Annotated in this window: 26 protein-coding genes; 5 read left to right on the top strand and 21 right to left on the bottom strand. The window is 57.1% G+C overall.

Going from position 1 to position 26639, the window contains the following annotated elements; translation table 11 throughout:
- Positions 1-42 precede the first annotated feature (42 nt).
- The 17 genes from BLW01_RS18910 to BLW01_RS16460 form a co-directional block, all read right to left on the bottom strand.
- Complete coding sequence (locus BLW01_RS18910) at positions 43-2256, bottom strand: methyl-accepting chemotaxis protein (RefSeq protein WP_092571726.1); 2214 nt, start codon at positions 2254-2256, stop codon at positions 43-45.
- A 36-nt stretch (positions 2257-2292) separates the two neighbouring features.
- Entirely contained in the window at positions 2293-4011 is a 1719-nt protein-coding gene (locus tag BLW01_RS18905) for a methyl-accepting chemotaxis protein (RefSeq protein ID WP_280513663.1), read from the bottom strand.
- A 166-nt stretch (positions 4012-4177) separates the two neighbouring features.
- Positions 4178-4672, bottom strand: coding sequence for a chemotaxis protein CheW (cheW, locus tag BLW01_RS16530; protein WP_092571724.1), 495 nt, complete (start codon positions 4670-4672; stop codon positions 4178-4180).
- On the bottom strand, positions 4669-6810 hold the full coding sequence (gene cheA / locus BLW01_RS16525) for a chemotaxis protein CheA (protein ID WP_092571722.1): 2142 nt from the start codon (positions 6808-6810) through the stop codon (positions 4669-4671). Before cheA ends, cheW begins: the two co-directional genes overlap by 4 nt.
- A 38-nt stretch (positions 6811-6848) precedes the next feature.
- Entirely contained in the window at positions 6849-7796 is a 948-nt protein-coding gene (gene motB / locus BLW01_RS16520; RefSeq protein WP_092571720.1) for a flagellar motor protein MotB, read from the bottom strand.
- A complete protein-coding gene (motA, locus tag BLW01_RS16515) occupies positions 7793-8668 on the bottom strand; it encodes a flagellar motor stator protein MotA (protein ID WP_092571718.1) in 876 nt (291 codons plus the stop codon). The genes motB and motA overlap by 4 nt, the downstream gene beginning before the upstream one ends.
- Positions 8669-8868: 200 nt before the next feature.
- Complete coding sequence (flhC, locus tag BLW01_RS16510) at positions 8869-9447, bottom strand: flagellar transcriptional regulator FlhC (RefSeq protein ID WP_092571716.1); 579 nt, start codon at positions 9445-9447, stop codon at positions 8869-8871.
- A gap of 3 nt (positions 9448-9450) precedes the next feature.
- Positions 9451-9783, bottom strand: coding sequence for a flagellar transcriptional regulator FlhD (gene flhD, locus BLW01_RS16505; protein WP_092571713.1), 333 nt, complete (start codon positions 9781-9783; stop codon positions 9451-9453).
- A 332-nt stretch (positions 9784-10115) separates the two neighbouring features.
- Positions 10116-10406, bottom strand: a complete 291-nt coding sequence (locus BLW01_RS16500) for an EscU/YscU/HrcU family type III secretion system export apparatus switch protein (RefSeq protein ID WP_092571711.1) — start codon at positions 10404-10406, stop codon at positions 10116-10118.
- A complete protein-coding gene (fliK, locus tag BLW01_RS16495) occupies positions 10403-11692 on the bottom strand; it encodes a flagellar hook-length control protein FliK (protein WP_092571708.1) in 1290 nt (429 codons plus the stop codon). The genes BLW01_RS16500 and fliK overlap by 4 nt, the downstream gene beginning before the upstream one ends.
- An 8-nt stretch (positions 11693-11700) precedes the next feature.
- Positions 11701-12066 carry a flagellar protein FliT gene (gene fliT / locus BLW01_RS16490; RefSeq protein ID WP_092571706.1) on the bottom strand — a complete coding sequence of 122 codons (366 nt, stop codon included), beginning with the start codon at positions 12064-12066 and terminating at the stop codon, positions 11701-11703.
- A 4-nt stretch (positions 12067-12070) separates the two neighbouring features.
- Positions 12071-12490, bottom strand: coding sequence for a flagellar export chaperone FliS (fliS, locus tag BLW01_RS16485; RefSeq protein WP_092571800.1), 420 nt, complete (start codon positions 12488-12490; stop codon positions 12071-12073).
- Positions 12491-12585: 95 nt separating this feature from the next.
- Positions 12586-13968: a flagellar filament capping protein FliD gene (gene fliD / locus BLW01_RS16480; RefSeq protein WP_092571704.1), complete on the bottom strand. Its 1383-nt coding sequence runs from the start codon at positions 13966-13968 to the stop codon at positions 12586-12588.
- 207 nt (positions 13969-14175) lie between these two features.
- The gene (locus tag BLW01_RS16475; RefSeq protein ID WP_092571702.1) at positions 14176-15027 is read right to left on the bottom strand and encodes an ABC transporter permease; all 852 of its coding nucleotides are present in this window, start codon (positions 15025-15027) and stop codon (positions 14176-14178) included.
- Positions 15028-15031: 4 nt separating this feature from the next.
- Entirely contained in the window at positions 15032-16294 is a 1263-nt protein-coding gene (locus tag BLW01_RS16470) for an ABC transporter permease (RefSeq protein WP_229806487.1), read from the bottom strand.
- Positions 16295-16372: 78 nt separating this feature from the next.
- Complete coding sequence (locus BLW01_RS16465; protein WP_217635557.1) at positions 16373-17473, bottom strand: extracellular solute-binding protein; 1101 nt, start codon at positions 17471-17473, stop codon at positions 16373-16375.
- A 65-nt stretch (positions 17474-17538) separates the two neighbouring features.
- Complete coding sequence (locus tag BLW01_RS16460) at positions 17539-18708, bottom strand: ABC transporter ATP-binding protein (RefSeq protein WP_092571700.1); 1170 nt, start codon at positions 18706-18708, stop codon at positions 17539-17541.
- Positions 18709-18940: 232 nt separating this feature from the next.
- Here BLW01_RS16460 and BLW01_RS16455 point away from each other — a divergent pair, with 232 nt between their 5' ends.
- Both BLW01_RS16455 and BLW01_RS16450 read left to right on the top strand, forming a co-directional pair.
- Entirely contained in the window at positions 18941-19444 is a 504-nt protein-coding gene (locus tag BLW01_RS16455; protein WP_092571698.1) for a hypothetical protein, read from the top strand.
- Positions 19445-19451: 7 nt separating this feature from the next.
- The gene (locus BLW01_RS16450; protein WP_229806486.1) at positions 19452-20633 is read left to right on the top strand and encodes a CynX/NimT family MFS transporter; all 1182 of its coding nucleotides are present in this window, start codon (positions 19452-19454) and stop codon (positions 20631-20633) included.
- Here BLW01_RS16450 and pyrC read toward each other — a convergent pair.
- Positions 20630-21688, bottom strand: a complete 1059-nt coding sequence (gene pyrC / locus BLW01_RS16445; protein WP_092571696.1) for a dihydroorotase — start codon at positions 21686-21688, stop codon at positions 20630-20632. The two genes, BLW01_RS16450 and pyrC, sit on opposite strands and share 4 nt — an antisense overlap.
- A 185-nt stretch (positions 21689-21873) precedes the next feature.
- Here pyrC and BLW01_RS16440 point away from each other — a divergent pair, with 185 nt between their 5' ends.
- Positions 21874-22305, top strand: coding sequence for a hypothetical protein (locus BLW01_RS16440; protein ID WP_092571694.1), 432 nt, complete (start codon positions 21874-21876; stop codon positions 22303-22305).
- Between the two features lie 13 nt (positions 22306-22318).
- On the opposite strand, the gene BLW01_RS16435 is transcribed toward BLW01_RS16440, so the two are convergent.
- From BLW01_RS16435 to BLW01_RS16425, 3 genes are all read right to left on the bottom strand, one after another.
- Complete coding sequence (locus BLW01_RS16435) at positions 22319-23266, bottom strand: OmpA/MotB family protein (protein WP_092571692.1); 948 nt, start codon at positions 23264-23266, stop codon at positions 22319-22321.
- A complete protein-coding gene (locus tag BLW01_RS16430) occupies positions 23259-24107 on the bottom strand; it encodes a motility protein A (RefSeq protein ID WP_092571690.1) in 849 nt (282 codons plus the stop codon). The genes BLW01_RS16435 and BLW01_RS16430 overlap by 8 nt, the downstream gene beginning before the upstream one ends.
- Positions 24108-24267: 160 nt before the next feature.
- Entirely contained in the window at positions 24268-24927 is a 660-nt protein-coding gene (locus tag BLW01_RS16425) for a GntR family transcriptional regulator (protein ID WP_092571688.1), read from the bottom strand.
- Between the two features lie 168 nt (positions 24928-25095).
- Here BLW01_RS16425 and BLW01_RS16420 point away from each other — a divergent pair, with 168 nt between their 5' ends.
- Entirely contained in the window at positions 25096-26103 is a 1008-nt protein-coding gene (locus BLW01_RS16420) for a Bug family tripartite tricarboxylate transporter substrate binding protein (RefSeq protein WP_217635556.1), read from the top strand.
- Positions 26100-26621: a tripartite tricarboxylate transporter TctB family protein gene (locus BLW01_RS16415; RefSeq protein WP_092571686.1), complete on the top strand. Its 522-nt coding sequence runs from the start codon at positions 26100-26102 to the stop codon at positions 26619-26621. The genes BLW01_RS16420 and BLW01_RS16415 overlap by 4 nt, the downstream gene beginning before the upstream one ends.
- Positions 26622-26639: the final 18 nt, after the last annotated feature.

The following is a 26639-nucleotide window of genomic DNA, read 5'->3' as shown; positions in this document are numbered from 1 at the left end:
CCGGCCATGACTGAGCCGGCGGCTGTTCCGGGGGTATCTGATTCAAAACGCCTCCCAATCATCCGTCGCTTTCGCCAGTTGACGGTTATCATCACCCTTCGACGAAGCCGTGAGTTCACCCGTTTGCTGATCGACCCTTTCAGCGTCCCGATCGACCTGAGCGACCCGCTTCTCCACCTTGTCGGCACGCATTTTCAGGGCTTTGACATCCTCTCGTGCCTCTTTAACGGTTTCCGCACCACTTCCCGACAGGCGGAAAGCTGCGACTGCATTGGACAGCATTAGTGCCTGATTTTCCAGTTCCGCCGCCGCACGTGCCGAGGCCTGTACACGTTCCGCATTCTGCTGGGTGACCTCGTCCATTTGAGAGATCGCCTGATTGATCTGGTTCAATCCGCTGCTCTGCTCTTCTGACGCGGCAGTGATTTCCCCCATGATGTCATTGACCTGCTGCGACGATGCAACGACGTCGCCGATGGAGCTTTCGGCTTTCTTGACCAACGATGCACCGCTATCGATCTCGCGTGCGGAACTGTCGATCAATTCCCGGATATCCTTGGCCGCATCGGCACTGCGACCGGCCAGGCTCCGAACCTCGCCAGCCACGACGGCGAAACCACGCCCTTGCTCACCAGCACGAGCAGCCTCGACAGAGGCGTTGAGCGCCAGAATATTGGTCTGAAAAGCGATGGAGTCGATGAGACCGATGATCTCGGTCATCTTGTTGGAGCTTTCGGTGATCCGCCCCATGGTATCGACTACCTGACTCATCAACTCCCCACTTTCCCCGACGCTCGACACGTTGTTGACGGCGAGCTGACTGGCCTGGCGCGCATTGTCCGCATTCTGACGAACCGTCCCGGTCATCTGCTCCATGCTCGACGCCGTTTCCTGAAGTGACGCCGCCTGCTCTTCGGTCCGCGACGACAGATCCTCATTGGCGGAGGCAATATCGCGCGACGCCGGCGTCACGACCGATACTCCGGAATTGACATCACTGACGATACTGCCCAGGCAATTCTTCATGATGTTGAGGGTGTACATCAGTCGTCCCACTTCATCACGACCATGGTCGGGCGCCTTGACGCCGAGGTTGCCGGCAGCCATCTGCAGCGTGAAATGCAGGGACTCGCGTAGCGGTCTAAGCAATGCCTTGATCGTCATGCTCCCCAACAACACCAGGAACGCCAGACCGACGATCAGCAACGTCGACTGAACGATCAACAGGCGTTGTTGTGCGTCGCTGGCCGCCTGTGCAAGTTCACGGGCCTCCTCCTGCTTGGCCGCGACGAGTGCATTGATCTGTTCACTCAGTTCTTCCCCATCATCCTCCAATACATCATTGTAGGCTCTGTAGGCACCGTACTGATCACCCCCGGTCAGGCCGTTCAGCGTCGCCAGCAACCCATCATCGATATAGCGTTGCAGCCCTTCGGAAAACACCTCGGTCTCTGCGCTCTGATTCACCTCACGAGACGTATACTCACCCCAGAGGGACTCGATACGTTCAATCGAATCTTCGACATCCGCCTCGACCTGCTCCATTTCGTCGGCTCGCAGACTATCGATATGATCGCCCAACCTGTCGCGACTACGCACCATCAGCTGTTCGATCTGCTGCAGACGCGCCACATCCCGAAGCCCATTCTCGTTGAGCTGCATCAACCGCTGCCCGGACTCATTCTGGGCATAGATGCCGAGACCGCCGCTGGCAATCAGTAACACTGCCGCCAGGCCAATGATCGACACCAATCGTGCTCGCGTGGTGCTCAGATTGAGTCGTCCCAACCAGCCCACCATTCCACGACGCTCCAGCGCCCCACGATTCAACCGCAAGTGCTTGCCTTTGCCTTCGCGTAACTGACGATAGGCTCGCTCGGCCTGAGCCACTTCCTCACGGCTCGGCTTGAGGCGCACCGAGGCATACCCTAGTGTTTCGCCATTTTCGACGATAGGCGTCACGCTGGCACGAACCCAGTAATAGTCCCCATCCTTGCGGCGATTCTTGACCAAGCCATTCCACGTGTCGCCGGACTGCAATGTCTCCCAAAGGTTCTCGAACGCCTGCGTCGGCATGTCGGGGTGACGCACGATATTGTGCGGTGCGCCTATCAGTTCTTCTTGAGGAAAGCCACTGACCTCGACAAAGGCCGGATTGGCATAGGTGATCCGTCCTTTGAGATCGGTGCGCGAGATCAGGAAATCATCGTCCTGAAGCTCATATTCGCGCTGGGTCACCGGTTGATTGTTACGCATCCTAATATCCTGTTCCTGAATCGATATCGAGTGACGTTAAAACGCTTCCCACTCTTCTTCAGTGCTGCGAGTGACTGTACGATCACTCCGAGTCGGTTCCGCCGCCGGTTTCCCTTGCGGTCCGGATGAAGACGGGAGCTGACGATGGGGCAGACGCACGCCCCCCTCGGCTTCTGGTGCATCCCGCTCCGCTAGCCGGAAGAGCGAAACGGCGTCACGCAACCGTCCGGCTTCCACCTCAAGCTCACTGGCCCCATTGGCGGCCTGCTGAACGAGCGCAGCATTCTGCTGGGTCACTTGATCCATCTGGGTAACGGCATCGTTGACCTGGCCAATGCCATGACTTTGTTCCTCGGAGGCCGCGGCGATTTCATCCATGATATCGGTCACACGCTGGACCGATGCGACGATGTCATCCATCGTCTTGCCGGCCTGATCGACCAGCGAGGTACCGGTCTCGACCTTGGCCACGGACGCTTCAATCAAATCACGAATCTCTCGGGCTGCATCGCTACTACGACTCGCCAGATTACGCACTTCGCTGGCTACTACGGCAAAACCTCGCCCCTGCTCTCCCGCACGTGCGGCTTCGACAGAAGCGTTGAGTGCGAGGATATTGGTCTGGAAAGCGATGGAATCGATGACTTCAATGATGTCGGAGACTTTTCGGGAGCTTTGATCGATCTCGCGCATGGTGCCGACGACATCGCCCACCACTTCACCGCCACGCGTGGCCGTCCGTGAGGCGTCGACGGCAAGTTGGCTGGCCTGGCGTGCATTGTCGGCATTCTGAGTCACGGTCGAGGTCAATTCTTCCATGCTCGAGGCGGTCTCCTGCAATGAAGCCGCCTGCTGTTCGGTTCGTGCCGAAAGATCACTATTGCCTTGCGAGATCTCCTGTGCTCCCTGATGGATCAGGCCGCCACTGCGTCGTACTGTCCCGACGATATCCGCCAGGCTGTGCTGCATATGTGCCAGGGAAGCAAAAAGACGACCGATTTCATTGTTGCCACGCTGTTCGATGGGTTCTGATAAATCTCCCTTGGCGATCAGGTCGAAATGGCCAATCACCCGGTTGAGAGGACGAATGACATTGACCGTCACTCCCCATAACACGACCGTGACGGTCACGGCTGAAATCACCAGCGCAACGATAATGCTCCACTTCAGCAGACTGGCAACACTGAAGAAATCCTCGTATAGCGAATGGCCTTCACTTTCTGCTGCGCGAAAAAAATCGACGGCATCCTGATAGAAGCGGTCATTGAGCTCTCCGGCAGTCTCGAGATGGTTGCTGTATTCGGTCAGCCCATAGCCGGCCAGTGCCTGCTGCTGCGGCCAAAGGGCCTCGTCCATCAACGTGGAAAAGCTCGCCTCGACCTCATCGATCAAGGCCTCATGGTCATCGCGCGCCGGCAGTTCGAGAAAGGTGTCCATTACCGCTTCGGCTTCAGCAAGCTCGTCTTCCAGCGCTTCGGCCCGTTCGATAGCCGCTTCCCGATCATCCTGGGTCGTGGCATTTTCCAAGGCATCATGGATCTCGGCCATCTCCATGCGCGCATGACTCATGGTCGCATTGACCCGGTTGAGCGTTGACTGTTGATCCACATTCACCGAATCAAAGCGTGCCAGTGCATCCTCGCTGTAATTCACGGCATAAAGGCCCAGTCCGCTCAGCACCAGGACCAGCAGGGCAAAGACCACCAGCACCAATGCCCAACTCATGCGTACCGTCATATTGTCGAGTAATTTCACGTTGCTCCCTTATCACCAGTTCCCAATACACACCGATGCCAACCATGGGTGGGTTAACACCGGCATGAACAACATCCACGAGTGGCGCTCCCTAAGACGGAAACGCATCCTTCCTCGTCAGGGTGCAGGGCCGTTCGGCTTGTTATCGTTCGTTATGTGACGCCGTTCATTCCTTGACGCTCTCCACCAGTGCCATTTCCTCACTGGTCAAGAGTTTGTCGATATCGACGATCACCAGCATGCGATCTTCCAGGCTGCCCAGACCGCTCAGGAAGTCGGAGGACAAGGTCACACCGAATTCTGGTGCCGGTTTGATTTGATCCGGCGTCAATGTCATCACGTCGGATACCCCATCGACGACAATACCGACGATACGCTCACCGACATTGACCACGATCACCACGGTCTGACCACCGTACTCGACCTTCTCGAGATGGAACTTGATGCGTAGATCGACGATCGGCACGATCACGCCGCGCAGATTGGTCACGCCCTTGATGAACTCCGGCGCATTGGCGATACGGGTCACATTCTCGTAGCCACGAATCTCCTGCACCTTGAGAATATCGATGGCGTACTCTTCATCGCCCAGTGAAAAGACCAGGAATTCTTGACTATGCGCCTCGACGGCGGCGGTGCTGGCGGAATCCAGAGTTGTCATGACTCTTCTACCTCCTTCAAAGGCACTGGCTGGTTAACGCCGCCCGGCAAGGGCCGGCGCGCTTCTCTCTTGGTACGGTTGAGGCGGTGCATGCCGGTGATATCCAGGATCAGGGCCACACTGCCGTCACCCAGGATGGTTGCCGCCGACACGCCCGGCACCTTGCGGTAATTGGTTTCCAGGTTCTTCACCACGACCTGTTGCTGACCGATCAATTCATCAACCAGCAGGGCATAACGTCGCCCTTCCCCTTGCACGATCACGGCAATACAGTCCGTCATGGTGGTCTGCGCATTCGGTACATCCATGACTTCATGCACGGCGATAACGGGCAGGTACTCGTCACGCACCTTCATCACGATATCGTCGCCGGCCATGGCATAGAGGTCCTCATTCCGTGGCTGCAGGGATTCGAGCACGGCGCCCAAGGGAAGAATGAAGATTTCATTGCCGACCTTGATCGACATGCCATCGAGAATCGCCAGTGTCAGCGGCAGAACGATGCGGGTAGTGGTACCCACCCCCGGTTCGGATTGAATCTCGACATGCCCGCCCATGGCTTGAATGTTGCGCTTGACGACGTCCATACCGACGCCACGTCCGGAGACGTCACTGACTTCATCGGCCGTTGAAAAGCCTGGCGCGAATATCAGCTGCCATACGTCATCATCACTCATGTTATCCGACGTGGGCACACCATTGGCCTCGGCCTTGGCGAGAATCTTCTCGCGGTTGAGTCCCGCACCGTCATCGATGACCTCGATCAGGATATTACCCCCCTGGTGCTGGGCAGACAGCGTCAACTTCCCGGTCCGGGGTTTACCGGCAGCTTCACGGGCATCAGGCATCTCGATGCCATGGTCGAGACTATTGCGCACCAGGTGCGTCAGGGGATCGATGATGCGTTCGGTCAGGCTCTTGTCCAACTCGGTGGACTCACCCTCGGTCACCAGTTCGATATCCTTGTCGAGTTTGGCGGTCAGGTCGCGCACCAAGCGTGGGAAACGGCTGAACACATAATCCATGGGTACCATACGGATGGACATGACGGCTTCCTGCAAGTCGCGCGCATTACGCTGCAGAAGGCTGACACCGCTGGTCAGCGAACTATTCGCCGTACTGTCCAGTTCACTGACCGTTTGATCGAGCATCGACTGAGTGATAATCAACTCGCCGACCAGGTTGATGATCTGATCGACCTTATCCACCGGCACGCGAATCGAGGTCGACTCGCCCGCCTTGGCTTTGGGCTTCGCCTTGGTTTTGGCGGCGGACGAGGTTTTGGTGTCGTCAGACGAGGTTCTGGTGTCAGCATCAGTGGTGGCATGTGCCTGGGGCTTGTCGGCTGACGCCGATTCGGCGGGCGCCTCAGAGGATGCCGATGCCTGCTGAATTTCGACCTGACTATCATCAATGATGAAACACATCACCGCTTCGATGTCATCGGCACTCGCGGTTGTCTCGAGAGTGACTTCATAGCGCCTATCGTCACCGGACTGATGCTTGATTTCGCCGAGTTGGCCCAACTCTTCCGCCAACAAACCACGGTTCTCGTCATCGACCCCTAACAACGCGACCGTCAACAGTGACGCCCCGGCGTCCGATGCTTCATCCTGTTCAGTCGCTTCTCCGGTGGAATCCGATGATACCGAAGACGATTCCGGCATCTCTTCCGACTCGGCGTCGGGATTGGCATCCGGCGTTTCCGACCCAGCCGAGTCCGATACGACTTCACCATCGACGCTCTTGCCCATCTCGTCCAGGGCCAGTTGCTGCAAGGTCTTGCAGATTCGGTCAAATGCCTCGGGATCGGGTTCCTCCCCATCGCGATAGGCATTGAGCTGGTCATGCAACATATCTTTGGCTTCCAGAAAGGTATCGACGATGTCACGCCTCAGGGTCAGTTCGCCTTGCCGCGCATAGTCGAGTAGATTCTCGAGCAGATGCGTGGTGTGCTGAAGCGCATCAAAACCAAACGTCCCCGCTCCCCCCTTGATGGAATGGGCCGCCCGAAAAATGGCATTGAGCTGCTCGCTGTCGGGATCGTCGACATCCAGTTCGAGCAGATGACGCTCCATATCCCCGAGGAGCTCTTCAGCCTCCTCGAAAAAAGTGTCGTAGAAATCTGTGATATCCATGCGCGTTCCCACTCGTATTGTTGACGTCGGTCGTAGGGCTATCCATCGGTAGTTGCGTCACGCAACCCTTGCCTGAAGCGATTGACAGGCCCCAGGTTGATGTCTGAACGCAGCGAGTCGCCCGCAGGGGATGGTGGCAACCCCACACCGGCTCCAGGTTCGCCCTGAGATTGGATGCGTGCCTTGGCCTCCCGATCGAGGACCAGGATCGCAATCCGTCGATTGACCGGGTCTCCCGGCTCACTGTCGGCCAACGGCACGCGATCCCCGAGACCGGTCACTCGCAGCAACTTGCTGGAATCGAGACCGCCCTCGATCAGCTCACGCCGGGAGGCATTTGCCCGATCCGAGGACAATTCCCAGTTGCTGTAATTCTCTTGTCCCGAGGCGTACTGCAGGTTGTCCGTGTGCCCTGTGATACTGATCGGGTTGGGCAGCTCATTGAGAAGCGGTGCGATGGTTTGCAGCAAATCGCTCATGTACGGGGCCACCCGGTCGCTTCCCAGTTCGAACATGGGACGCTTCTCGGAATCGACCAACTGGATACGCAGCCCCTCGGGTGTCATGTCCAAACGCATCTGATCACGCAGGTTACGCAGTTGAGGATCGCTCTCGATGACCGATTCGAGCTTGTGCTGAAGGTTACGGAAAGTCCGACGCTCATCACTGGGCCGCGTTTGCGTCCGGGTATCGATACGCATGCGCTCACCGTCCTGATGGGCAGGGTCCGGGCCACCGCCTGGTATCGCACTGTCACTGGCAGTCGTTTTGTCCCCCCCCGCCATGGCCGCTGACAAGGAGGTGTTGAAATACTCGGCAATGCCTTCCAACTCTTCCTCGCTAGCCGTCGCCAGGATCCACATGACCAGAAACAGCGCCATCAACGCCGTCATGAAATCCGCCAGTGCGATCTTCCAGCTCCCTCCATGATGTGCCTTGACGACCTTCTTGCGCCGAATGATGATCGGACGGCGTTCTTCGCTCATGCGCCCCCCGTTCCGGTTCCCTTGGCCGAACGAACATGCTCTTCCAGCTCGGTGAAGGTGGGACGCTCGGCGGTATGCAATGCTTTGCGGCCGAATTCTACAGACAATTGCGGCGCATACCCGTTGAGGCTGGCAAGCAGCGTGACGCGGATGCACTGAAGCATTTTCACGGCTTCAGCGACCTGGCGGTCGATTCGACTGGAAAGCGGATTGACGAACCCGTAGGCCAGCAGGATGCCGAGAAAGGTGCCTACCAGCGCATGGGCAATCATCACCCCCATTTCGGCCGCCCCGGAATCGGCAGAGCTCAACGCCTTGATAACGCCCATCACCGCGGCAACGATACCGAAGGCCGGCAGTGCATCACCGACCTTGTACAGCGCATCGGCAGGAATGTGTGCCTCATGCTCGAAAGCATCGATTTCATGTTCCATCAATTCATCGATCTGGTGCGGATCCATGTTGCCGCTGATCATCAGACGCAGGTAATCCGTCAGGAACCCCATGATCATGGGGTCGTTCTGGATCTTGGGATAATCGGAAAACAGCGCACTTTCTTCCGGGTTATCGATGTCGCGCTCTATCGCAAGCATGCCGTCACGACGGGCCTTGGTCAGCAGCTTGTACTGCAAGGCCATCAGCTCCATGTAGGTTTCCTTGTCATACTTGGTGGTGCGCTTGAGCTTGCTCGTGGTCCGCAGCGTCGCCTTGATCGCCTTGAAATTGTTGGCAGCGATAAAGGAGCCGACAGCGGCCCCGACGATCATCAGTACCTCGGTGGGCTGATACAGGGGACCCAGGTGCCCTCCCGCCAGGGAAAAGCCACCAAAGACAGAGAGCGTTACGATGATAAATCCGATAGGTATCAGCACAACCGGCTTCCTTATCCACGACGATTTGCGACATCAGGCGCTATGTATTACCCCTGTTATCGGCAAGAGCTTCGAGTGCTTGAGGGCCACATCCTGAAAAAATTGATGCGGTGCCTGGCGAGAGACCAAAAAAAACCCCGCACTTCGAGGCACGAGGTTCATGTGGTATGCCTGCATCAATCAGTCATGAAACGTGACAGTCAACGCACCGCAACCCGGGCACTCGTCATCACCGCGTCGGCCACCGACTGACGCGACCCTGCAGGCTTGCGCGTCTTCCCGGCACGCGAAGGGGGCTGACAGATACCACAGACATAATGCTTCGAGGGTGTGTAAGCATGTGCCACGAAATGACCGCCGCAACTATTACACTCGATCAACTCGAGCATATCGTTCTCGAAGAAACGTATCAGCGTCCAGGCTCGCGTTAGTCCCAGAACAGGCTCGGCGCCATCGATGGCAATTTGCTCGAGATACAGGCGGAATGCCTTGACGAACGCCTCCATTCGCGCACATTGCTGTTCATGGGCCAACGTACGATAGATATTGTAAAACAACGATGAATGGATATTGGGAAGCCAAGTGATGAACCAGTCTGTAGAAAACGGCAGCATTCCCTTGGGTGGTGACATGCCCCGCACCTCTTTATAGAGCTTGATCAATCGCCCTCGGCTCAACTCCGTTTCGGTCTCGAGCACCTGCAGGCGCGCACCCAGCTCAATCAGCTCGATGGCCATCTGCACCTGCTGCATTTCACTGACAAGACTTTTTTCCGTCACGGCTCAACTCCCTTGTGCTGACAAGGCTCCGGCCGTCGTTGACGATGCCATCAACAACGACGCGTGCGTCTGCGACAGCCCCTGTTCACGCTGGTTGTGCGTAAGCTTCATCAACTGATCCGGCTCATCGAAACAGAGTCGACACAGCAGTTGATTGGTTCGGGATAGCTGACTGAGTTGTTTGACGGAAAGTGAGGCAAGTAAATCCGCCATCGATTCATCGATCTTCAAGCGAAACATCGCCGTCGTGCGATCTTCACTCAACATTCGCTGAACGAGAAGCAGATACGAGAGATTGATTTCCTGGATTTCATCCAGAATACCATCGTTTTGCATTGTAAACCCCTGCGTGTTTATCGGGTTATCGACGTATGACGTCTGGTTGTTATGAACCCTTCAGTGGATGTTTCGTCCACTTTATTTATTAATGTCATTGTGAGACTTTTTTATGAAAGGTTTCAACACACCCAAGGGTCAATGGAACCCATACTAAAGCATGACCCAGGTCATGGATATCAATAGAAATCTTTATTATCAATTAGTTATAAAATAGCGGAAGGAAATGAAAGTATCAGCACGGTAAACACACAACGCTAGCTGATACATTTTACTACAAATCGATACAGCAAAAGGATACGCTGATGTGTACAAAACAAGCCGGACAATCATCAATCATTCTGCTTTGCAGAATCAATTTCTCTCACCCAGACCAACAGTTCCGCAATGACCTGATAGAGTTTGGGCGGAATCGCTTCATCGATGTTCAACTGCATCAGCAGGGCCACCAATTCCGGAGCATCATGGACATAGATACCCTGCCGCTTGGCCTCATCGACGATACGCTCGGCCAGTTCTCCGTATCCTTGCGCCAACACTCGTGGCGCATTGTCTCCTTCTTGATACGCCAACGCCACTGCCTGTCGACGTCGACCGGCATGATGCCCCTGTCCATCATTCATTCAACGGTGCCCTCGAGGTTGGAAAGATGAGTCCGCAACAGCACTTCATCGAATCCGCAAGCTTCCAGTCTCGACCGCAAGTCTCCCTGCCCCATTTCCAACGACCGTACGACATCGGCCGAGGGACTCGCCAATGTCATCGTCAACCGCACTCCCGCCAACCGCATTGACACACTAAGTTCACCGAGATGCGGCAACCGCAGGGTGATATCAGAACGCCAGGGAGGAGCATCGTCTTCCTGCTGATCGTGTTCCCCTTCCTCTTCCCTGCCATAGCGCTGATCCGTGGGTTCCGGTACATGCACCAACAGCGCCATGAAGATGCCCGTCCAGACATCACCTTCCCAACGCAGCACCGGCGTCACCAGCATCTCCAACTGATGACGAACAACGCTCTGCAGCGCTTCATTGACCGGCTCCTGTAACGTTATCGCGGAGCGTGACGCCATGTCCGCCATGGCGGTATCACTGGGTGACCAGGCTGCCTGCCCCGATGACGCCCCTTGATTGGCAGCGACCGGGCCCGGCTGCCCGATAGAGGGCGTGGACGACAGTGGTGTCGGGGTCGCCGGCGACATCTGAGATGAGACACTTGATGCCATGGCTCCCCGTTCGCCTCGCCCGCCTGCCGACGCTGGATCAAGCAGCGGTAGCAGTCTGGACACCGTATGGGCATCGGGAGGCGACAACGGTGCAGGAGGAGATGCCTGGGCCGAACCGACTGGCCTCAGAGAGCCCAGAGCAGCAAAATCACCGGGTGCGGGCCGTTGGGCTCGCGTCATCAGCATCTGAGGCTCGCGTTCAAGAGCTTGACGAGAAAGCTCGCCACGGAACCATCGCCCGAGATGCGATTCGTAGAACAGACCACTTTCATTGATGCTGGCTTGCAGTGAGGATGCTACCTGGGTTGGTGAGGCGGACTGACCACTTGGAGACATCAATGGCGCCGATGGAGACAGTGCCGACGGAGGAGCGGGAAACTTGACGAGGATATCGGCTATCGAGCGGGCGGCTGGGCTGAATTGAGTCGTGGTCGATGCCGGCGTCTGCCCTTGCCGAGCCGCCGGCGTACCCTCTTGTGGTGTCTCGCGAGCCGCGGCACCTCCAAGAGGCGTCAACTGTGGCTGACGCGCGTCCAGCCGAGAATCACTATGTAACGCCCGCGGTGCCTCACTTGGTGTCATGGGTTTGACAGGTTCGTTGAGGACCTTCGGGGACGGATTATCGACACGCTTGCCCAGCACCTGATGCAGCAGCGTGTCGAGTATCGGCGTGATACCGCTCACAACATTACCTAACGACGGTTGGCAGCATGATACGTGCGGTGCAGGTCACGCTGTCGACGGGTCGTGCCGATCATTTGCCCCAGCTCATCACGGCGTGCTATCAGACGCTGGCGTATCTCCATGTCCTGCTCGAGGATCCGTTCCAACAAGCTATCCTTGCGGGCCTGCTGCTCCTGACTCATAGCATCCTGTCCTTCAATACGGGACAGCCGTTCGACGTCGATCACGTACTGGGATTCCTCTTCGATCAAGGCATCCCAATCCTCCTCCCGAGCCTGCGTGAGCATGCGCGTCGAGCGTGCCAGCAATCCCTCGTAAAAGGATATCAACGCTTCCTGCGGTGTTGTGGCATCGTGGCGAGATGGCTCTTGCATAACATCAATTTCCATTAACTTGAGGCCCAATGTCGCGCCAAGCGGACCCGATGTCATCGAGAACACGAACCGCTTCATCGATTTTCTCGACATCATTATGCAGGTTGGCCTGCAACAGTTGCCGTGCGACGTAGTCATAGAGTGCATCGAGGTTCGCGGCGATTTCACCACCCTTCTCACCGTCCAGCACGGCACGCAGTCCATTGTTGACGATATCCAGCGCCTTGGAAATGGACTTCCCCTTTTCCTGAGTGTTCCCGTTTTCCATATGCAGCTTGGCTGCCCGAATCGATGCCAGAGCGCCGTCGAAAAGCATCACGATCAACTGATGCGGGCTGGCCGACATCACTCCGCTCTCGACACCCACACGTGCATACGCACCTGCACCCCTGGCATATCCCGAACCACTTTTAGAAGCAGTCACAGCCATCGCTAGTCACTCCCATTGAAACCCTGTTTCTAACACAGAGCATGAAACTCGGATTCATCACCTATGGTTCAATAGCGGCGGATACGGCATCACATCAAGCTGGATAGGCCGCCGCCGCCGCCACCAAGCTGCTGCGAGAGATAGGAACTCGTCGAGTTCATCTCGGATACCATGCTGTCCATCTGAGCAAACTGCTCCTGATAGCGCGCCATGGTGTTGTCGATATTGCGCTGGACACTCTCCGCACGATCGTTGAGTCCGTCGATGCGCGTATTCAAGCCATTGGTCGCCGTCTCCAGGCTTCCGTTGGGCCCTAACACCGTCTCCATCCGCGCATCCAGAAGGCCCGCCATACCACTGTCGTCATCAGCACCGGCGAAGAAATCGACCAGGGTCTCCTGATCCGTTTCGATCACCTCATCAAGCTTGGCGTCATCCAGGCTGAGTCGGCCATCGACATCCATGCTGATGCCGACATCCGACATCAGACTCAAGGCACCATCTTCACCCTCGACACCACCACTCAAGGCGCTTCGCAATTGCGTCTGAATCCCGCGCAAGGTCGAGTCGCCCATGAGTTCGGCCGCTTCTCCGGACTCGGAATCGAACGCGGTCAACTCACCCATCGTATCCTGGAGGGCGTTGTAGTTATCGACGAAATCCGTGACAGCGTCCTTGATCGACTCGGTATCCTGCTCGACGGTGACCTTGGAACTGCCGGTTTCCTGAAGATCCAGCGTAACGCCTTCCAATCCATTCTCGACCGTGTTCGACTGGCTGGTAATGTCAATGCCGTTAACAGTCAGGTCCGCGTTCTGCGCCCCGACGGTTTCCGTCATGGCATCATCACCATTGCCATACTGCAGGATATCGCCGGCAATGCCCCCGCCATCGAATGACACGTTCATTTCCGAATCGGCACCGGTGTCCTTGGACGTCAGCACCAGACGATGCGGCTTGTCACTACCATCATTGACGATCGAAGCACTGATCGCCCCATTTTCCGCATTGATGGCATCGCGGATATCACTTAGCGAACTGTCGGCATCGATTGCTATATCCATTGTCTCGCCTCCCGCTGTCTCCAGAGAGAGGGTACCGGCACCGTTTTCCAGGCTGGCATCACGATCCTCGACGCCATCGGCGGCCAACGAATGGGCTTGTGCCAGTGCATTGACGTCCACATCATAGGTACCAGGCGATGCCTCGGAGTTCGCTGCCACATCCACTGCCGAACCTGACGCCTCACTGGTCATGCTCGTGAACGTCTCCGGATCATTGAGCGACGACAGTGACGACTGAAACTCGGAGAGCGAACTCTCGAGCTCACCGTAAGCCGATATCTTGGCTTCATAGCTGGATTTCTGTTCCTCGATCGGCTGCAGCTTTTCCTCTTCCGCTGCGCGCAACTGATCAAGCAAGCCATTGAGGTCCAGTCCAGACCCAACGCCGAGTGACTGAATCGTCGACATGTTCGCCCCCTTTGATGCTGTGTTCTTTTTACCAGCATGGCGCCACCGTGACGCCCGGAAAAAGCCGGCATTATACGGTTATTTCTAATTATCGACGGCCATACAGTAGACTTTAGCCCTCGCGACGGATATTTTTTGCATCGATACGAACGCCCGGCCAATGAATGAACAGCCGGGCGTTCGCTTGTGACGGCACAGAATCGATACTCAGGAAGGCGTCATGCCCCGCAGACGCTCACTACGTCGACGCAGCAACTCGAGTGTCGTCAGCAGCAATATCGACAGGATCACCAGCAATGTCGCCACGGCCAGAATCGTCGGACTGATCTCCTCGCGAATCCCCGACCACATCTGAATCGGCATCGTTCGCTGTCCGGGGCCTGCCACGAACAGCACAACGACGACCTCGTCGAAGGACGTGATGAAAGCGAAAAGCGCTCCCGATACCACACCAGGCGTCACCAGCGGCAAGATCACCTTGAAGAAGGTTCTTTGTGGACTCGCGCCCAAACTGTGAGCAGCGCGAATCAGCGTGGTATCGAAACTCGACAGGGTCGCCGTCACGGTAATGACAACGAACGGGATTCCCAGCACGGTATGCGCCAGAATCACGCCTAAATAGGTTTGGGCCAGATGGATCTTGGAGAAGAAGAAGAACATGGCCGCCGCGGAAATGATCAACGGTACGATCATGGGCGAAATCAGCAGCGCCATGAACAGCCCCCTGGCCGGCATATGTCGACTACTGAGCCCGAGTGCGGCCAACGTTCCCAGCACCGTTGCCAGTAACGTGGAGCAGATGCCGATAATGAAACTGTTCTTGATCGAGTTCAGCCATCGCGATGATGTGAAGAAGTCTTCGTACCAACGCCACGAGTAGCCTGCAGGATCAAAGGACAGCATCTCCCTGGTAAAGGTGAAATACGGTTCAGCATTGAAAGATAACGGTATAATTATCAAAAGCGGACCGATCAGGAACAGAAAGATCAGCGCGCACAATCCCCGAAACACGTAATGCCATATGCGCTCACTGCGGGTTGCATAAGAAGGAATCGCCATATCGTCACCCCAGTTTGACTTTATCGACGCCGACCAGGCGATTGAAGACGAGATAGAAGACCACCACCACGAACAGCAGAATCGAAGCGATGGCGGCCGCCAGCCCCCAGTTCAATGACGTCTGCATGTGATAGGCGATGTAATTGGTGATGAAGCGTCCCGACTGCCCACCGACCAGCGCCGGAGTGATGTAATAGCCGATCGAGAGAATGAAGACCAGAATCGCACCGGCGGCAATCCCGGGAATCGTCAGCGGGAAATAGACCCGCCGGAATGACAGGAACGGCTTGCCCCCGAGGGATCGCGCTGCATGCATGTAGCTCGGCGGAATCGTCTTCATGACCGAATACAGCGGCAGGATCATGAATGGCAACAGAATATGCGTCATGGCGATGATCGTACCCAGCTTGTTGTGAATCATCTGCCAGCGGGCATCGTCAGCAATGACCCCGAGCACGACCATGATGTCATTCAGTACCCCCTGAGACTGCAGGATGGCAATCCAGGTCGTGGTCCGCACCAGCAGCGAGGTCCAGAACGGCAACAGCACCAGAATCATCAGCAGATTGGATTTGCGTAGCGGCAGATTCGCCAATAGATACGCGATGGGGAATCCCAGAACCAACGTCAGCAGTGTAATGACCGAACTCATCCAGAACGTTCGCCAGAACAACCCTTGATAGATTCGACGGTCGTCTGCGACATCGACGATCTCACCCTCAGGCGAATACTGCTTGTCGATGGCCGCCAGATAATAGGACAGGGTGTACGGGCTCGATTCGCGTTTGATGAGTCGCCAGGTCTCCAGGTCGCCCCAGGCATCATGAGCCTCCAGCAACCCTTCCTTGTATGGGGGATCCATGGTGCGACTCGCCATGCCGCTACGCATGACCGCCGAACGCATCCCCGATTTTTCATAATTCAACCGACTGGACAGGCGACCGATCGCGCGATTTTCATGCCCCTCGGCCAGATCATTCGCCAGCGCCTCGTAAACGGGCTCCTCGGGCAATTCATCCGATCGAGGATCCCAGTCTTCCAACGCAGCGACCGTCCGTGACAGATGCGTGGCGATCTCCGTATTGGCCACACTACGCGACAGCATGTCGAAAATCGGCATGACAAAGGCAATGACGAGGAACAATAGCAGCGGCGCCACCAGCAGTAGCGCCTTGAGTCTGGAGCGGCGCACGGCACGCCGCAGACTGACTTTCAGCGGTACGCCATCGGCCGTCGTCAACTCACCGGATGATACGGATGAAGACACGCAATACCTCCGAACAAGGAACGGATACCCGGAACGGGGCGGCCATCAGGCACACCCCGCACCGGTTTGTCACAACGTTTACTGGGCGAGCCAGGCGTCGAAACGCTGGGTCAGTTCGTCATTGTGATCCGCCCAGAACGGATCATCCTTGGGGATGGCCGTACGGAAGTTGTCTTCATAGGTGGGCATGTGCTCTTCCATCTCGATACCGGTCTCGGCATGCGTCGACACGAGTTCGTTCGACGATTCACGCGCCGGACCATAGGAGATGTATTTGGCCTGATCGGCAAGCCGCTGGGTATCGGTTGCCCAATACAGGTAGTCTTCCACCTTGTCGAGCTTGCCCGCCGGAACCACCCAGCCATCGAGCTCGAATACCTGTGCATCCCAGATGATCTCGAAAGGCTGATCTTCGCTCACCATGGCATTGAAGATGCGGCCATTATAGGCGGAGCCGAACGCCACCTCCTGGTCAGCCAGCAACTGCGGCGGCTGGGAGCCCTCTTCCCACCAGATCACCTCATCCTTGATGGTATCCAGCTTGGCAAAGGCGCGGTCCACGCCTTCTTCCGTCCTGAGCACGTCGTAGACCTCTTCCGGCTCGACGCCATCAGCCACGAGTGCCCATTCCAGGTTGTTGATCGGCTTACGGATCAACGCGCGTTTACCGGGATAGTTCTCGATATCGAACACATCCTCGATCGAATCAGGTTGATCATCCTCGGGGAACATCTCGGTGTTGTAAGCGACGATGTTGGAATAAACGATCTGGGGTATGAAACACTCGCTCAGCGAGCCCTCGATGAAGTCTTCACTGGGAGGCGTACCATCCGGGGCATCGGCAAGCATCTCGTCATGATCGATGGGTTCGAGCAGTCCCTCGGCACAAGCGATCATGGCATCGGCCGGCAGCATATCGACCAGATCCCAGGTCACGTTGCCAGCTTCGAACTGGGAACGTAGGCCGGCCAACGCATTGCCGCTGCGATCGATATTGACGATTTCATCGCCGGTCTTTTCCATCCAGGGTTCGTGGTAGGCCTTCTGCTGACTCATGCTGTAGGCACCGCCCCACGAGACGACATTCAGCTCTTCCGCTTGAACACCTCCTGCCATAACCACGACAGAGGCACCGGAACAAGCCAGGATTGCATGACGCAACATGTTTTTCTTGAACATTTCTGGTTTCCCTTTCGGTTGTTGTTGTCAATCAATTGTTGTGGGTTATCGTCAATTGAACGTCGTCACGCATCCAGGGCGTGACAGTCATCACTAGACCAACCGACCTCGATCTGTTGACCGGGACGCAAGGCGTGATGTCCTTCGGCATTGGGCGTCTTGATGACGAACTCCTCGTTGCCGCAAACGGCGATCCGCGTGCGCAAGTGATCGCCTAGATAAATCACCTCCTGCACCTTGGCGGTGAAGCAATTCTGGAGCCCTTCACGGCGGGGATCGTCGCTATCGCGTAGCACGGCCACGCGCTCGGGACGCAGTGACAGCGTCGTCCGAGAACCGATACCGCCGACGGCCACGGGTTTGGCAAGTACGGTTTCTCCGCTATCCAGTTGCACCTTGCACTGATCGCCCAGGCGCTCCACGACGTCACCCACCAGCCGGTTATTCTCGCCGATGAAATACGCCACAAACGCATTGGCCGGGGATTCATACAGCGTCTGCGGATCGGCCAGCTGCTGGACCACACCATCGTTGAACACGGCGATGCGATCCGACATGGTCAGCGCCTCGCTCTGATCATGAGTGACGTAGATCATGGTCACGCCCAGGCTGGCATGGATACGCTTGATCTCGTACTGCATCTCCTCGCGCAGATTCTTGTCCAATGCCCCGAGCGGCTCATCCATCAACACCAGGTCGGGCTCGAACACCAGGGCACGTGCCAGCGCCACGCGCTGTTGCTGCCCGCCGGACAGTTGCGCCGGTCTCCGGTCACCGAAATCTTCCAGACGAACCATGGCCAGGGCACGGGCTACGCTCTTGTTGATCTGCTCCTTGGTGTAATGACGGACTTCCAACGGGAAGGCGAGATTTTCCGCCACCGTCATATGAGGAAAGAGCGCATAGTTCTGAAAGACCATGCCGATACCACGTTTATGCGGGGGTAAATCGTTGATCGGCTGACCTTTCAATAGAATCTGACCGTGGGTCGGCGTTTCGAAGCCGGCCATCATCATCAGACAGGTCGTCTTGCCCGAGCCCGACGGTCCCAATAGAGTGATGAATTCGCCCTTATTGATGTCAAGATTGAAGTCCTTGACGACCAGTTCGACACCGTCATAACTCTTCTGAACGTTGACGAATCGAGCAAAGTATTCGTTCTGTTCCGAGGAGGGGGAACCCTGATCCGCAAGGGCCGGATCCGCATCGCTGATAGGAGTACTGTCTTGGGTCATTCGTCTTCCCGCGTGTGGTAGTTATCATTGTGTTACACACTCGTTTGAACATGACGATAGAGTGCGACGCCCTCTCACCACAACCCGCCTTCAGGACATTTATCGTTGAACGGCAGGACTGTTTTGCGCCGCAATATTGACTATGGCTGATCGACGCTCCAACCCTCCGACTCTGGTCAAATCGCACGCTTTGTGGGAAGGTAGCCGCGCAATCAGCGGATACGGAGATCGCATGAACTCACGGGATCGCATTCAGGAATATCACCGTTGGGTGACCTATCAGCGTCAGGAACAACTCGTCAGGGAACACCGAGGCGCCACGGACAAACTCGTCAATGCCGGCGTCACGGCGAAAAGCGTCACTCAGGGATACCACAGCATGGCTGACAAGGGAGCCAGCGAGGGCGCCTGTTACCGCACCCTGTTCATGCGTGAATATGTCGACAACGAACTGCTGCCCTGCGAAGGCTGGCTATTCATCCGTCGTGTGCTGGAAGATGGCGAGTCAACTCGCGTACGCGCCTCGTTGCTGGAAACCTTCAACTTGATTGATGGCCAGATCCGGGTCGGTGACCGCGCTGCAGACAGCATCACCCTGGAGATATTCGATCAAGTCAAGGTCGGCAACCACATCTCTACCAGTAGCCGGGTCGACCGTGTGGATGCCAGCGGCGACACCCGCTTCATCACCTTTCTCGATGCCGTACGCGGCGATCTTCGGTCCTACATGAAATAGGCATCTCATGCCCGCTTTCATCCTGCTGATGATTCTGGTCGGGCTCAACCTGCGCCCGGCACTCTCCTCGCTATCCCCCGTCCTCAACCGCATTCAGGACGACACCGCCCTGACGGCGCTGGGCGCGGGTGCCCTGACCACCCTGCCGGTCTTGTGCCTGGGCATCTTTGCCCCAACCGCTCCCTGGCTGGCAAAGCGTCTGGGACCGGAAAGAACCCTCTCGTTCGCCCTGGCAATACTGGCATTTGCCCTGTTGCTGCGCGGCAGTGAAAACTTGTGGCTCCTGTATGGCGGTACCGTACTCGCCGGTGCGGCAATCGGTGTCTGCGGCACACTACTGCCCGCCCTGGTCAAACGAGAACTTCCCAAAGGTGCCGACGTGATGACCGGCGTCTATACCATGGCGCTCTGTCTGGGAGGTGCCCTGGGGGCCGGTCTCAGCATTCCCCTATCGGATGCATTGGGAGGTTGGGGACGCAGCTTGGCAAGCTGGTCATTGATAGCTCTGCTAGCACTTGTTGCCTGGCGGCGCATGATGCCACAGACACGTCCCGAGAAACCGGCAAGCACAGCAGGCACGCCACGGCTCGCCTTATGGCGGGAGCCTCTTGCCTGGCAGGTCACAGGGTTGATGGGCTCCCAGTCGTCGCTGGCTTACATTGTCTTCGGGTGGCTACCCGTGCTGATGCAACGTCGAGGACTGGGCGAAGCCGAAGCGGGATCGCTGCTGGCCATTTCCGTCATGGTGCAGCTCATTGCCGCCCTGGGAACCCCCTGGCTAGCAAGGCTTGGCCGGGACCAGCGTCCCGCGATCCTGTTGGTCATCGGTGCCAGCATTAGCGGGTTGCTGTTACTGCTGAGCGGTCCTGTGGCATGGCGTTGGTGGGGCGTCGTCTTGCTGGGTCTCGGCCAGGGTGGCAGTTTCAGCATGGCCTTGACGCTCATTGCCCTGCGTAGCGGAAATTCCCGTATTGCAGGGAAGCTATCGAGCATGGCGCAAGGGTTTGGCTATTGTCTGGCAGCCTTGGGACCGCTGTCCATCGGGATCATGCTCGATATCGGAGCGGGGCTGACCACTATCAGCATACTCCTGGCCTTGATTGCCATGCTCGCCGCCGGGTGCGCCATGATGGCGGGACGTAACCGGCGACTGGATATCGATGACAACGGTCACCTAATCACGCGTTAGCTGTCGTCATCTTCTGCCGACGTCATTCGCCAGGCCAGGTGCTCGCCCGCCATCAACGGCACGATCGTTTGATCGTCGTCCCCATACGGGAACGATGCCGGGATCGTCCATTCGTGTTTTGCCAGTGTGATCAGGTCCCGGTTACGCGGCAGGCCATAGAAATCGGGGCCGAAATGGCTGGCAAACCCTTCCAGCCGCTCCAACGCGCCTGCTTCCTCGAAGGCCGAGGCATATAGTTCGATGGCCACCGGCGCCGTAAACGCGCCGGCACAACCGCATGCCGACTCCTTGTCGCCTCTGGCATGTGGCGCGCTGTCCGTGCCCAGAAAAAACTTGGGATTCCCCGAAGTGGCGGCAGCAAGCAGGGCCTCTCGATGGGAGGCCCGCTTGAGTACCGGTAGACAATAATAGTGCGGTCGAATACCGCCCACCAGCATGTGATTGCGATTGAACAGCAAGTGGTGTGCCGTGATCGTTGCCGCCACGTTCTCCGGCGCCGCGGTCACGAACTCGACGGCATCACGGGTGGTGATATGTTCGAAGACGACCTTGAGCGAAGGATGGCGTGTCAGCAACGGTGCCATGACCTCATCGATAAAGACCGCTTCGCGATCGAAGATATCGATGGATGGGCGCGTCACCTCGCCATGAACCAGCAAGGGCATACCCACTCGAGCCAGCGCTTCGATGGCCGCATCACAATGGCGGATATCCGTCACGCCCGATGCCGAATTGGTCGTGGCTCCGGCGGGATAAAGCTTGACGGCATGCACCACACCGCTGGCCTTTGCCGACTCGATCTCTTCCGGTGTGGTGTCATCGGTCAGGTATAGCGTCATCAGCGGTTCGAAGCCGCTATCCTCAGGTAGCGCCGCAAGAATGCGTTCACGATAGGCCAGTGCCTGTTCGGTCGTCGTCACCGGCGGTTTCAGATTGGGCATGATGATGGCGCGCCCGCACTGCCGTGCGGAATGCGCCACAACGGAGCGCATGGCCGCGCCGTCACGTAGGTGCAGGTGCCAGTCGTCGGGACGGGTCAGGGTCAATTGGGTCATAACAGCTATCACGCCTTCATTGCAGCAATATCATCGCCGGGACTATACCTGAAACCTCGGCCGATTACCCACTGGCCTCAACAAAGCACGATAACACCTGACGCCGACGAACGAACTCGCGTATCATCGCATTCCTGGCATCGACCGATATCTCGATGCAACGTTGTCCCGAGAGCCCTATCAAGATGCGTCAAGTTCGTAACAAGGCCGATATCATTGCCATGCTGGAAGGGCTGATGTGGCTGTCCATCAGTTGGTCCATCAGCATTGCACTCTGGCAAGGCACCATCAAACCCATACTGCTCGCCCTCAGTCTGGCAGGAACCCTGATCATCGTCAGTTGGGGACATCGCCCCATGCGTATTGCCCTGCGCCGTTACCGGATACGTCGGCGACGCACGGAAATGTGGATGCACCTCGCTGCCTTGCCGATTGTATTGTCTCTGGGGCTGGCCATCATTATCGAAGGCATCATCACCCCGCTTGCAGGCCAGGGGAAAATGTTGCTGTTCAACATCGTCGCCACTGCCGGCTGGCTTGTGTTCGTCATCACTCTGGTTCTCAAGAACCTGACGTCACGCGTCGTCGCCAACCGCAATCGGCGCTCGCCGAGCTGAAGCGACACACCTTCTAGAGATGCACGATCACCTCGACGCGACGGTTACGTTCACGCCCTTCGGCGGTCTCGTTGCTTGCCAACGGCCGGGTTTCCCCGAACCCGACGGCGCGCAGTCGCGTCGGCTCGATACCGGCAGCTTCGAGATAACGAAGAATCGCCATCGCCCGGGCACTGGATAGTTCCCAGTTCGACGGGAACGACTCGGTATTGATCGGTCGGCTATCGGTATGGCCTTCGATCGACACCTCACCCTCATAGCGCTCGATGATCGACACCAGTTCGTCAACCAGCCCCTCCCCGGAACCGATCAACTCGCCGGAGCCCGATTCGAACAGCAGGTGATCCTCCACACGGAGACTGATGCCCTCCTCCACACGCGAGACCTCGACACCATCAAGATCCGGAACGCGTGGTGCATCATCCAGGTCCGCGATCAGATCAATCACTTCAGGATCGAGTTCCTGCGTATCTTCCGGCGTCAGTTCCGTAATGACCACGACGCCGTCGCCCACCGACTCAGGAATATCCAGGTCGACCGGCGCCACCACCTTGGGAGGGACCCATGCCGAGGGTTGAGTGCCCGGACGCCCCACGCCCATGGCGACAACTACTACACTGGGATCGATTCGAGTGACGTCTGTCGGCGACGGAGCCGGCCGTTCCGGGGGATGCGTGGCACGTAGAGCACCCGGCGGTAGCGGCACGCCGAGATGCCCCGACTCGTCGAGCCGTAACGATGACGCACGGGTAAGCATGGATGCCTGCAGAGCGCCAGGCTCCAATTGCGCTTCACTGGCGTCGCCGTCGACATAGCTCGATAACGACAGTAACAGCACGAAAAGCGCCACAAGCAACGTCATCACATCGATATAGCTGACCATCCATACGCTGCTGCTTTCTTCCTCGGCGGGTGCCAGCAGCCGATCGTCATCAATGGCATGACGATGATCGTCAGGCATCGGCTATCTCCTCCGATGAGGAACGACGCAACCGATCACGCAGCCGTCGGCGAGATGATTCGGAGACATCCGGTTCCCGAATTTCATCATGGTGCGTGGCCACGAACGACTTCAGTGTCTCCTCGATGAAAGAGGGCAAACGACGCTTGGTCATCAAGGCCACCCCCTCCAACACCATGTGCATGGCTATCAATCGCTCTTCGGTACGTCGCTCGAGTTTGACGGCGATCGGTTTGAAAACCAGGTTGGCAAGCACGATGCCGTAAAACGTCGTCAGCAACGCCACCGCCATGCGTTCACCGATCATGCCGATCTCGCCGCTGTCCATGACCTCGAGCATGTTCACCAGCCCGACCAACGTGCCGATCATTCCGAATGCCGGTGCATAGAGTGCCATGGTGCGGAAGATCTGTGCTTCGGCCCGCTCTCTCGCTTTCAGTCGAGCGATACGCCAGCGCAGCAGTTCCAGTACATCTTCCTGCTTGGTGTTATCGATCACCAACTGGATTCCCGTACGCAGGAATGGGTTACGTGTCGATTCGAGCGAACGCTCGACAGCGCGAACATCGCCCTGGAACCATAGCCGTGCCATGGCAACCAGTTCCTGAATATCGTCGTCGATATAGCGGTTTTCGCGGCGGAACACGATACCGACCAAGCGGAAGACACGAAGCACTTCACGCAGCGGATAGCTAATGAAGGTCGCTGCCAGTGTACCGGTCAGCACGATCGCCAACCCAGGCAAATTGATGAAGCTGGTTGCCGATTCGGCACTCAGCAAAACGACACTGGCCAGCATCAAGACGCTGGCCGCGATCCCGATAAGTGTGGAAGGATTCATGCATCACATCCGAATGGAGTTCATGGCATGGCACCATGCTAGCGTAGCAATGCCAGATCAAAAGCCGGAAAAGGCGCCAAGAGGGGCGCTACTCTACGTCACACCGAGCGTTGACCTTCCACTCATACCCCAGAACGCTTTATGGCCCACTCCTGCTTCCCTATACGTCACAACACCCTCTGGCGACATCATGTGACAACCGGATATGATCATCCAGCAATGCCCGCCCCCCGCTGATATCGCGATTCAGCGCATACTCCACCAACTCACCATGTTGAGCATCCAACTGGCGACGCACCTCCGGATTGGGGGGTGCCATACGGCGATAGCGATCGAACTGATCGTGTAACTGCTCAATGAAACGCAGCAACCAGCTCGACCCACAAGCCGCCAACAAGGCGCGATGAAAACGCAGGTGAGCCTGCTCCCACTCTTCTATCTGTTCCGGCTTTTCATCGGCCCGGCGAAGCCGATGATGAGCCGCAACCAACAGTGACTCCCACTCAGCATCACCGTTCTGGAACGCCTGGGTCAACGCCATGCATTCGAGTTGCGACCGCAGGTTGGCAATATCGTCCAGTTCCTCCAGACGCATTGCCGGCACCCGAAACCCCCGTTGGTTGACCTGCTCCAGCAGCCCATAGGCCGACAATCGGTTGAGTGCCTCGCGTAGCGGGCTAAGACCGACTTGGTAATGCGATTTGAGTGAGCTGATAGCCAGCTTCTCTCCCGCTTTGAACTGCCCACGTATCAAATCTCTCTTGAGTGCTTCGAAGACTTGACTAGATGCTGTCGCACTCGAGGAGTCCAGTACCGTCATGGTGATGTTCCCAATAACAGCCAATGAAGATTTGCCCTGTCGGGTTGACGCCTACCCGATACCATATCATAGTCTCTATAAAATCGATTTTTTAATCGATATAAGATTTATACCACAATAATCGACCTAGGTTGATAACGACGCTGACGACAACAGAGGATGACAATCATGACAATGATTCCTGAACGACAATTCACTCCACACGCCTTCCGGTTGACCGGATTGAAGCCAATGATGACAGCACTGGCTGCAGGCATCGCCCTGGCCAGCGTCGGCCCTGTCCAAGCACAACCGGATTACCCTGACGATACCATCGAATTCATCGTTCCGTGGTCCCCCGGAGGTGGCAGCGACACTCTGATGCGTGTCATTTCCGAACATATCGAAGATCACCTCGGTCAATCCCTGCAAGTCATCAATGTCCCGGGGGTCAGTGGCACCACAGGGCTGGAGGATCTGACGGAACGCGATGCAGACGGTTATACCGTCGGTCAGGTTCATGAGGGTCTGATGGTAGCGCATCATACCGGATTGACCGATATCAACTGGGATGATTTTACCCCTATCGCCTCAATGACGGCCTCACCTCAATACCTGACCGTCAATGCCGACGATGACCGTTGGGACAATGTCGAAGAGTTCGTCGAATACGCTCAGGACAACCCCGGCGAGATTCGTTTCGGTGTCACGCTTGGCGGCATTCCCCACGTTCACGCCGCCATGATTGCCGATGCCGAAGATCTCGAGTTCCGCTACGTTGGCTTCGAAGGGACCGGAGAACGGATTCGTGCCCTGGTGGGTGGTAATATCGATGCCGCAATGGGCGATATTGCTTCCAGCGGAGAGTTCGTCAAGAACGACGATCTACAATTCCTTGCCGTCGGTAGCGACGAACGTATCGACGAAACGCCTGATGTCCCGACATTCAACGAACTGGGCTACGAGGACCTCAACCTCAATATCGTGCGTGGGCTGGTCGCCCCCGAAGGGACACCCGAAGCGCGTGTCGAGATCCTGGCGGAGGCACTGGAATCCCTTTCCGGGGATGACGATTTCATCGAGGGCATCAACAACGCCGGCGCCGAAGTGCAGTACAACGGTCCGGAAGCGTATACCGACTACCTGGATACGACCAACGATACAATCGAACGGCTCTCCGGAGAACTTGAAAAATGAGCCCGAGGGACTCCTCATCCACGGCCCGGTCAACTGACCGGGCCAGTGCCATTGCCCATATCGCTCTGAACGGGATCCTGGCACTCTTTTTCATCTATCTATTCGTGCGAGCCGGAAGCCTGCCGGAATCCGCCTGGGAACCACTCGGTGCCGGCACATTTCCCCGGCTGATTCTGGGGCTGCTGATACTTCTCAACCTGGCACTCGTCGCCAAGGAAGTCCCTCGTATCGCCAGTAGCGCCTCCCTGCCGGATGGGCTGATCAGACAATGGCTGTGGAACCATCGCCTTGCGCTTGGTGTATTGGCACTGTTCGGTACCTACACTCTGACCGTGCCGCTACTCGGTTTCCGGCTTGCATCATTCCTGTTCTTGATGCTCGTTCAAGGACTGCTCGGCGCACGCCGACCACGCGCCCTGCTGATCGCTCTGGTGATCGCCTTGCTGTTTTCCGTCGGCATCCATGCGCTGTTCCAGAATGTCTTTTCAATCAGCCTGCCACGCGGCATGTTCGACTAATCCATTCATCGGTTACTG

The sequence above is a fragment of the Aidingimonas halophila genome, assembly GCF_900106955.1.
GTDB classification, from domain to species: Bacteria; Pseudomonadota; Gammaproteobacteria; order Pseudomonadales; family Halomonadaceae; genus Aidingimonas; species Aidingimonas halophila.
Note: the sequence above shows the minus strand (reverse complement) of the source record. Positions and strands in the feature narration are given on the sequence as shown.

Excerpts from the sequence above, each read along its gene's own strand:
- BLW01_RS16460 (WP_092571700.1), bottom strand. The coding sequence starts at position 18,708 with ATGACCCAAGACAGTACTCCTATCAGCGATGCGGATCCGGCCCTTGCG.
- BLW01_RS16415 (WP_092571686.1), top strand. The coding sequence starts at position 26,100 with ATGAGCCCGAGGGACTCCTCATCCACGGCCCGGTCAACTGACCGGGCC.
- BLW01_RS16425 (WP_092571688.1), bottom strand. The coding sequence starts at position 24,927 with ATGACGGTACTGGACTCCTCGAGTGCGACAGCATCTAGTCAAGTCTTC.
- cheA (WP_092571722.1), bottom strand. The coding sequence starts at position 6,810 with ATGGATATCACAGATTTCTACGACACTTTTTTCGAGGAGGCTGAAGAG.
- fliD (WP_092571704.1), bottom strand. The coding sequence starts at position 13,968 with ATGTCGACGATTCAGTCACTCGGCGTTGGGTCTGGACTGGACCTCAAT.
- BLW01_RS16430 (WP_092571690.1), bottom strand. The coding sequence starts at position 24,107 with ATGAATCCTTCCACACTTATCGGGATCGCGGCCAGCGTCTTGATGCTG.
- motB (WP_092571720.1), bottom strand. The coding sequence starts at position 7,796 with ATGAGCGAAGAACGCCGTCCGATCATCATTCGGCGCAAGAAGGTCGTC.
- cheW (WP_092571724.1), bottom strand. The coding sequence starts at position 4,672 with ATGACAACTCTGGATTCCGCCAGCACCGCCGCCGTCGAGGCGCATAGT.
- BLW01_RS16420 (WP_217635556.1), top strand. The coding sequence starts at position 25,096 with ATGACAATGATTCCTGAACGACAATTCACTCCACACGCCTTCCGGTTG.
- BLW01_RS16465 (WP_217635557.1), bottom strand. The coding sequence starts at position 17,473 with ATGTTCAAGAAAAACATGTTGCGTCATGCAATCCTGGCTTGTTCCGGT.
- BLW01_RS16435 (WP_092571692.1), bottom strand. The coding sequence starts at position 23,266 with ATGCCTGACGATCATCGTCATGCCATTGATGACGATCGGCTGCTGGCA.
- BLW01_RS16450 (WP_229806486.1), top strand. The coding sequence starts at position 19,452 with ATGCCCGCTTTCATCCTGCTGATGATTCTGGTCGGGCTCAACCTGCGC.
- BLW01_RS16500 (WP_092571711.1), bottom strand. The coding sequence starts at position 10,406 with ATGAATGATGGACAGGGGCATCATGCCGGTCGACGTCGACAGGCAGTG.
- BLW01_RS16475 (WP_092571702.1), bottom strand. The coding sequence starts at position 15,027 with ATGGCGATTCCTTCTTATGCAACCCGCAGTGAGCGCATATGGCATTAC.
- pyrC (WP_092571696.1), bottom strand. The coding sequence starts at position 21,688 with ATGACCCAATTGACCCTGACCCGTCCCGACGACTGGCACCTGCACCTA.
- BLW01_RS16440 (WP_092571694.1), top strand. The coding sequence starts at position 21,874 with ATGCGTCAAGTTCGTAACAAGGCCGATATCATTGCCATGCTGGAAGGG.
- fliT (WP_092571706.1), bottom strand. The coding sequence starts at position 12,066 with ATGCAAGAGCCATCTCGCCACGATGCCACAACACCGCAGGAAGCGTTG.
- flhD (WP_092571713.1), bottom strand. The coding sequence starts at position 9,783 with ATGCAAAACGATGGTATTCTGGATGAAATCCAGGAAATCAATCTCTCG.
- BLW01_RS16455 (WP_092571698.1), top strand. The coding sequence starts at position 18,941 with ATGAACTCACGGGATCGCATTCAGGAATATCACCGTTGGGTGACCTAT.
- BLW01_RS18910 (WP_092571726.1), bottom strand. The coding sequence starts at position 2,256 with ATGCGTAACAATCAACCGGTGACCCAGCGCGAATATGAGCTTCAGGAC.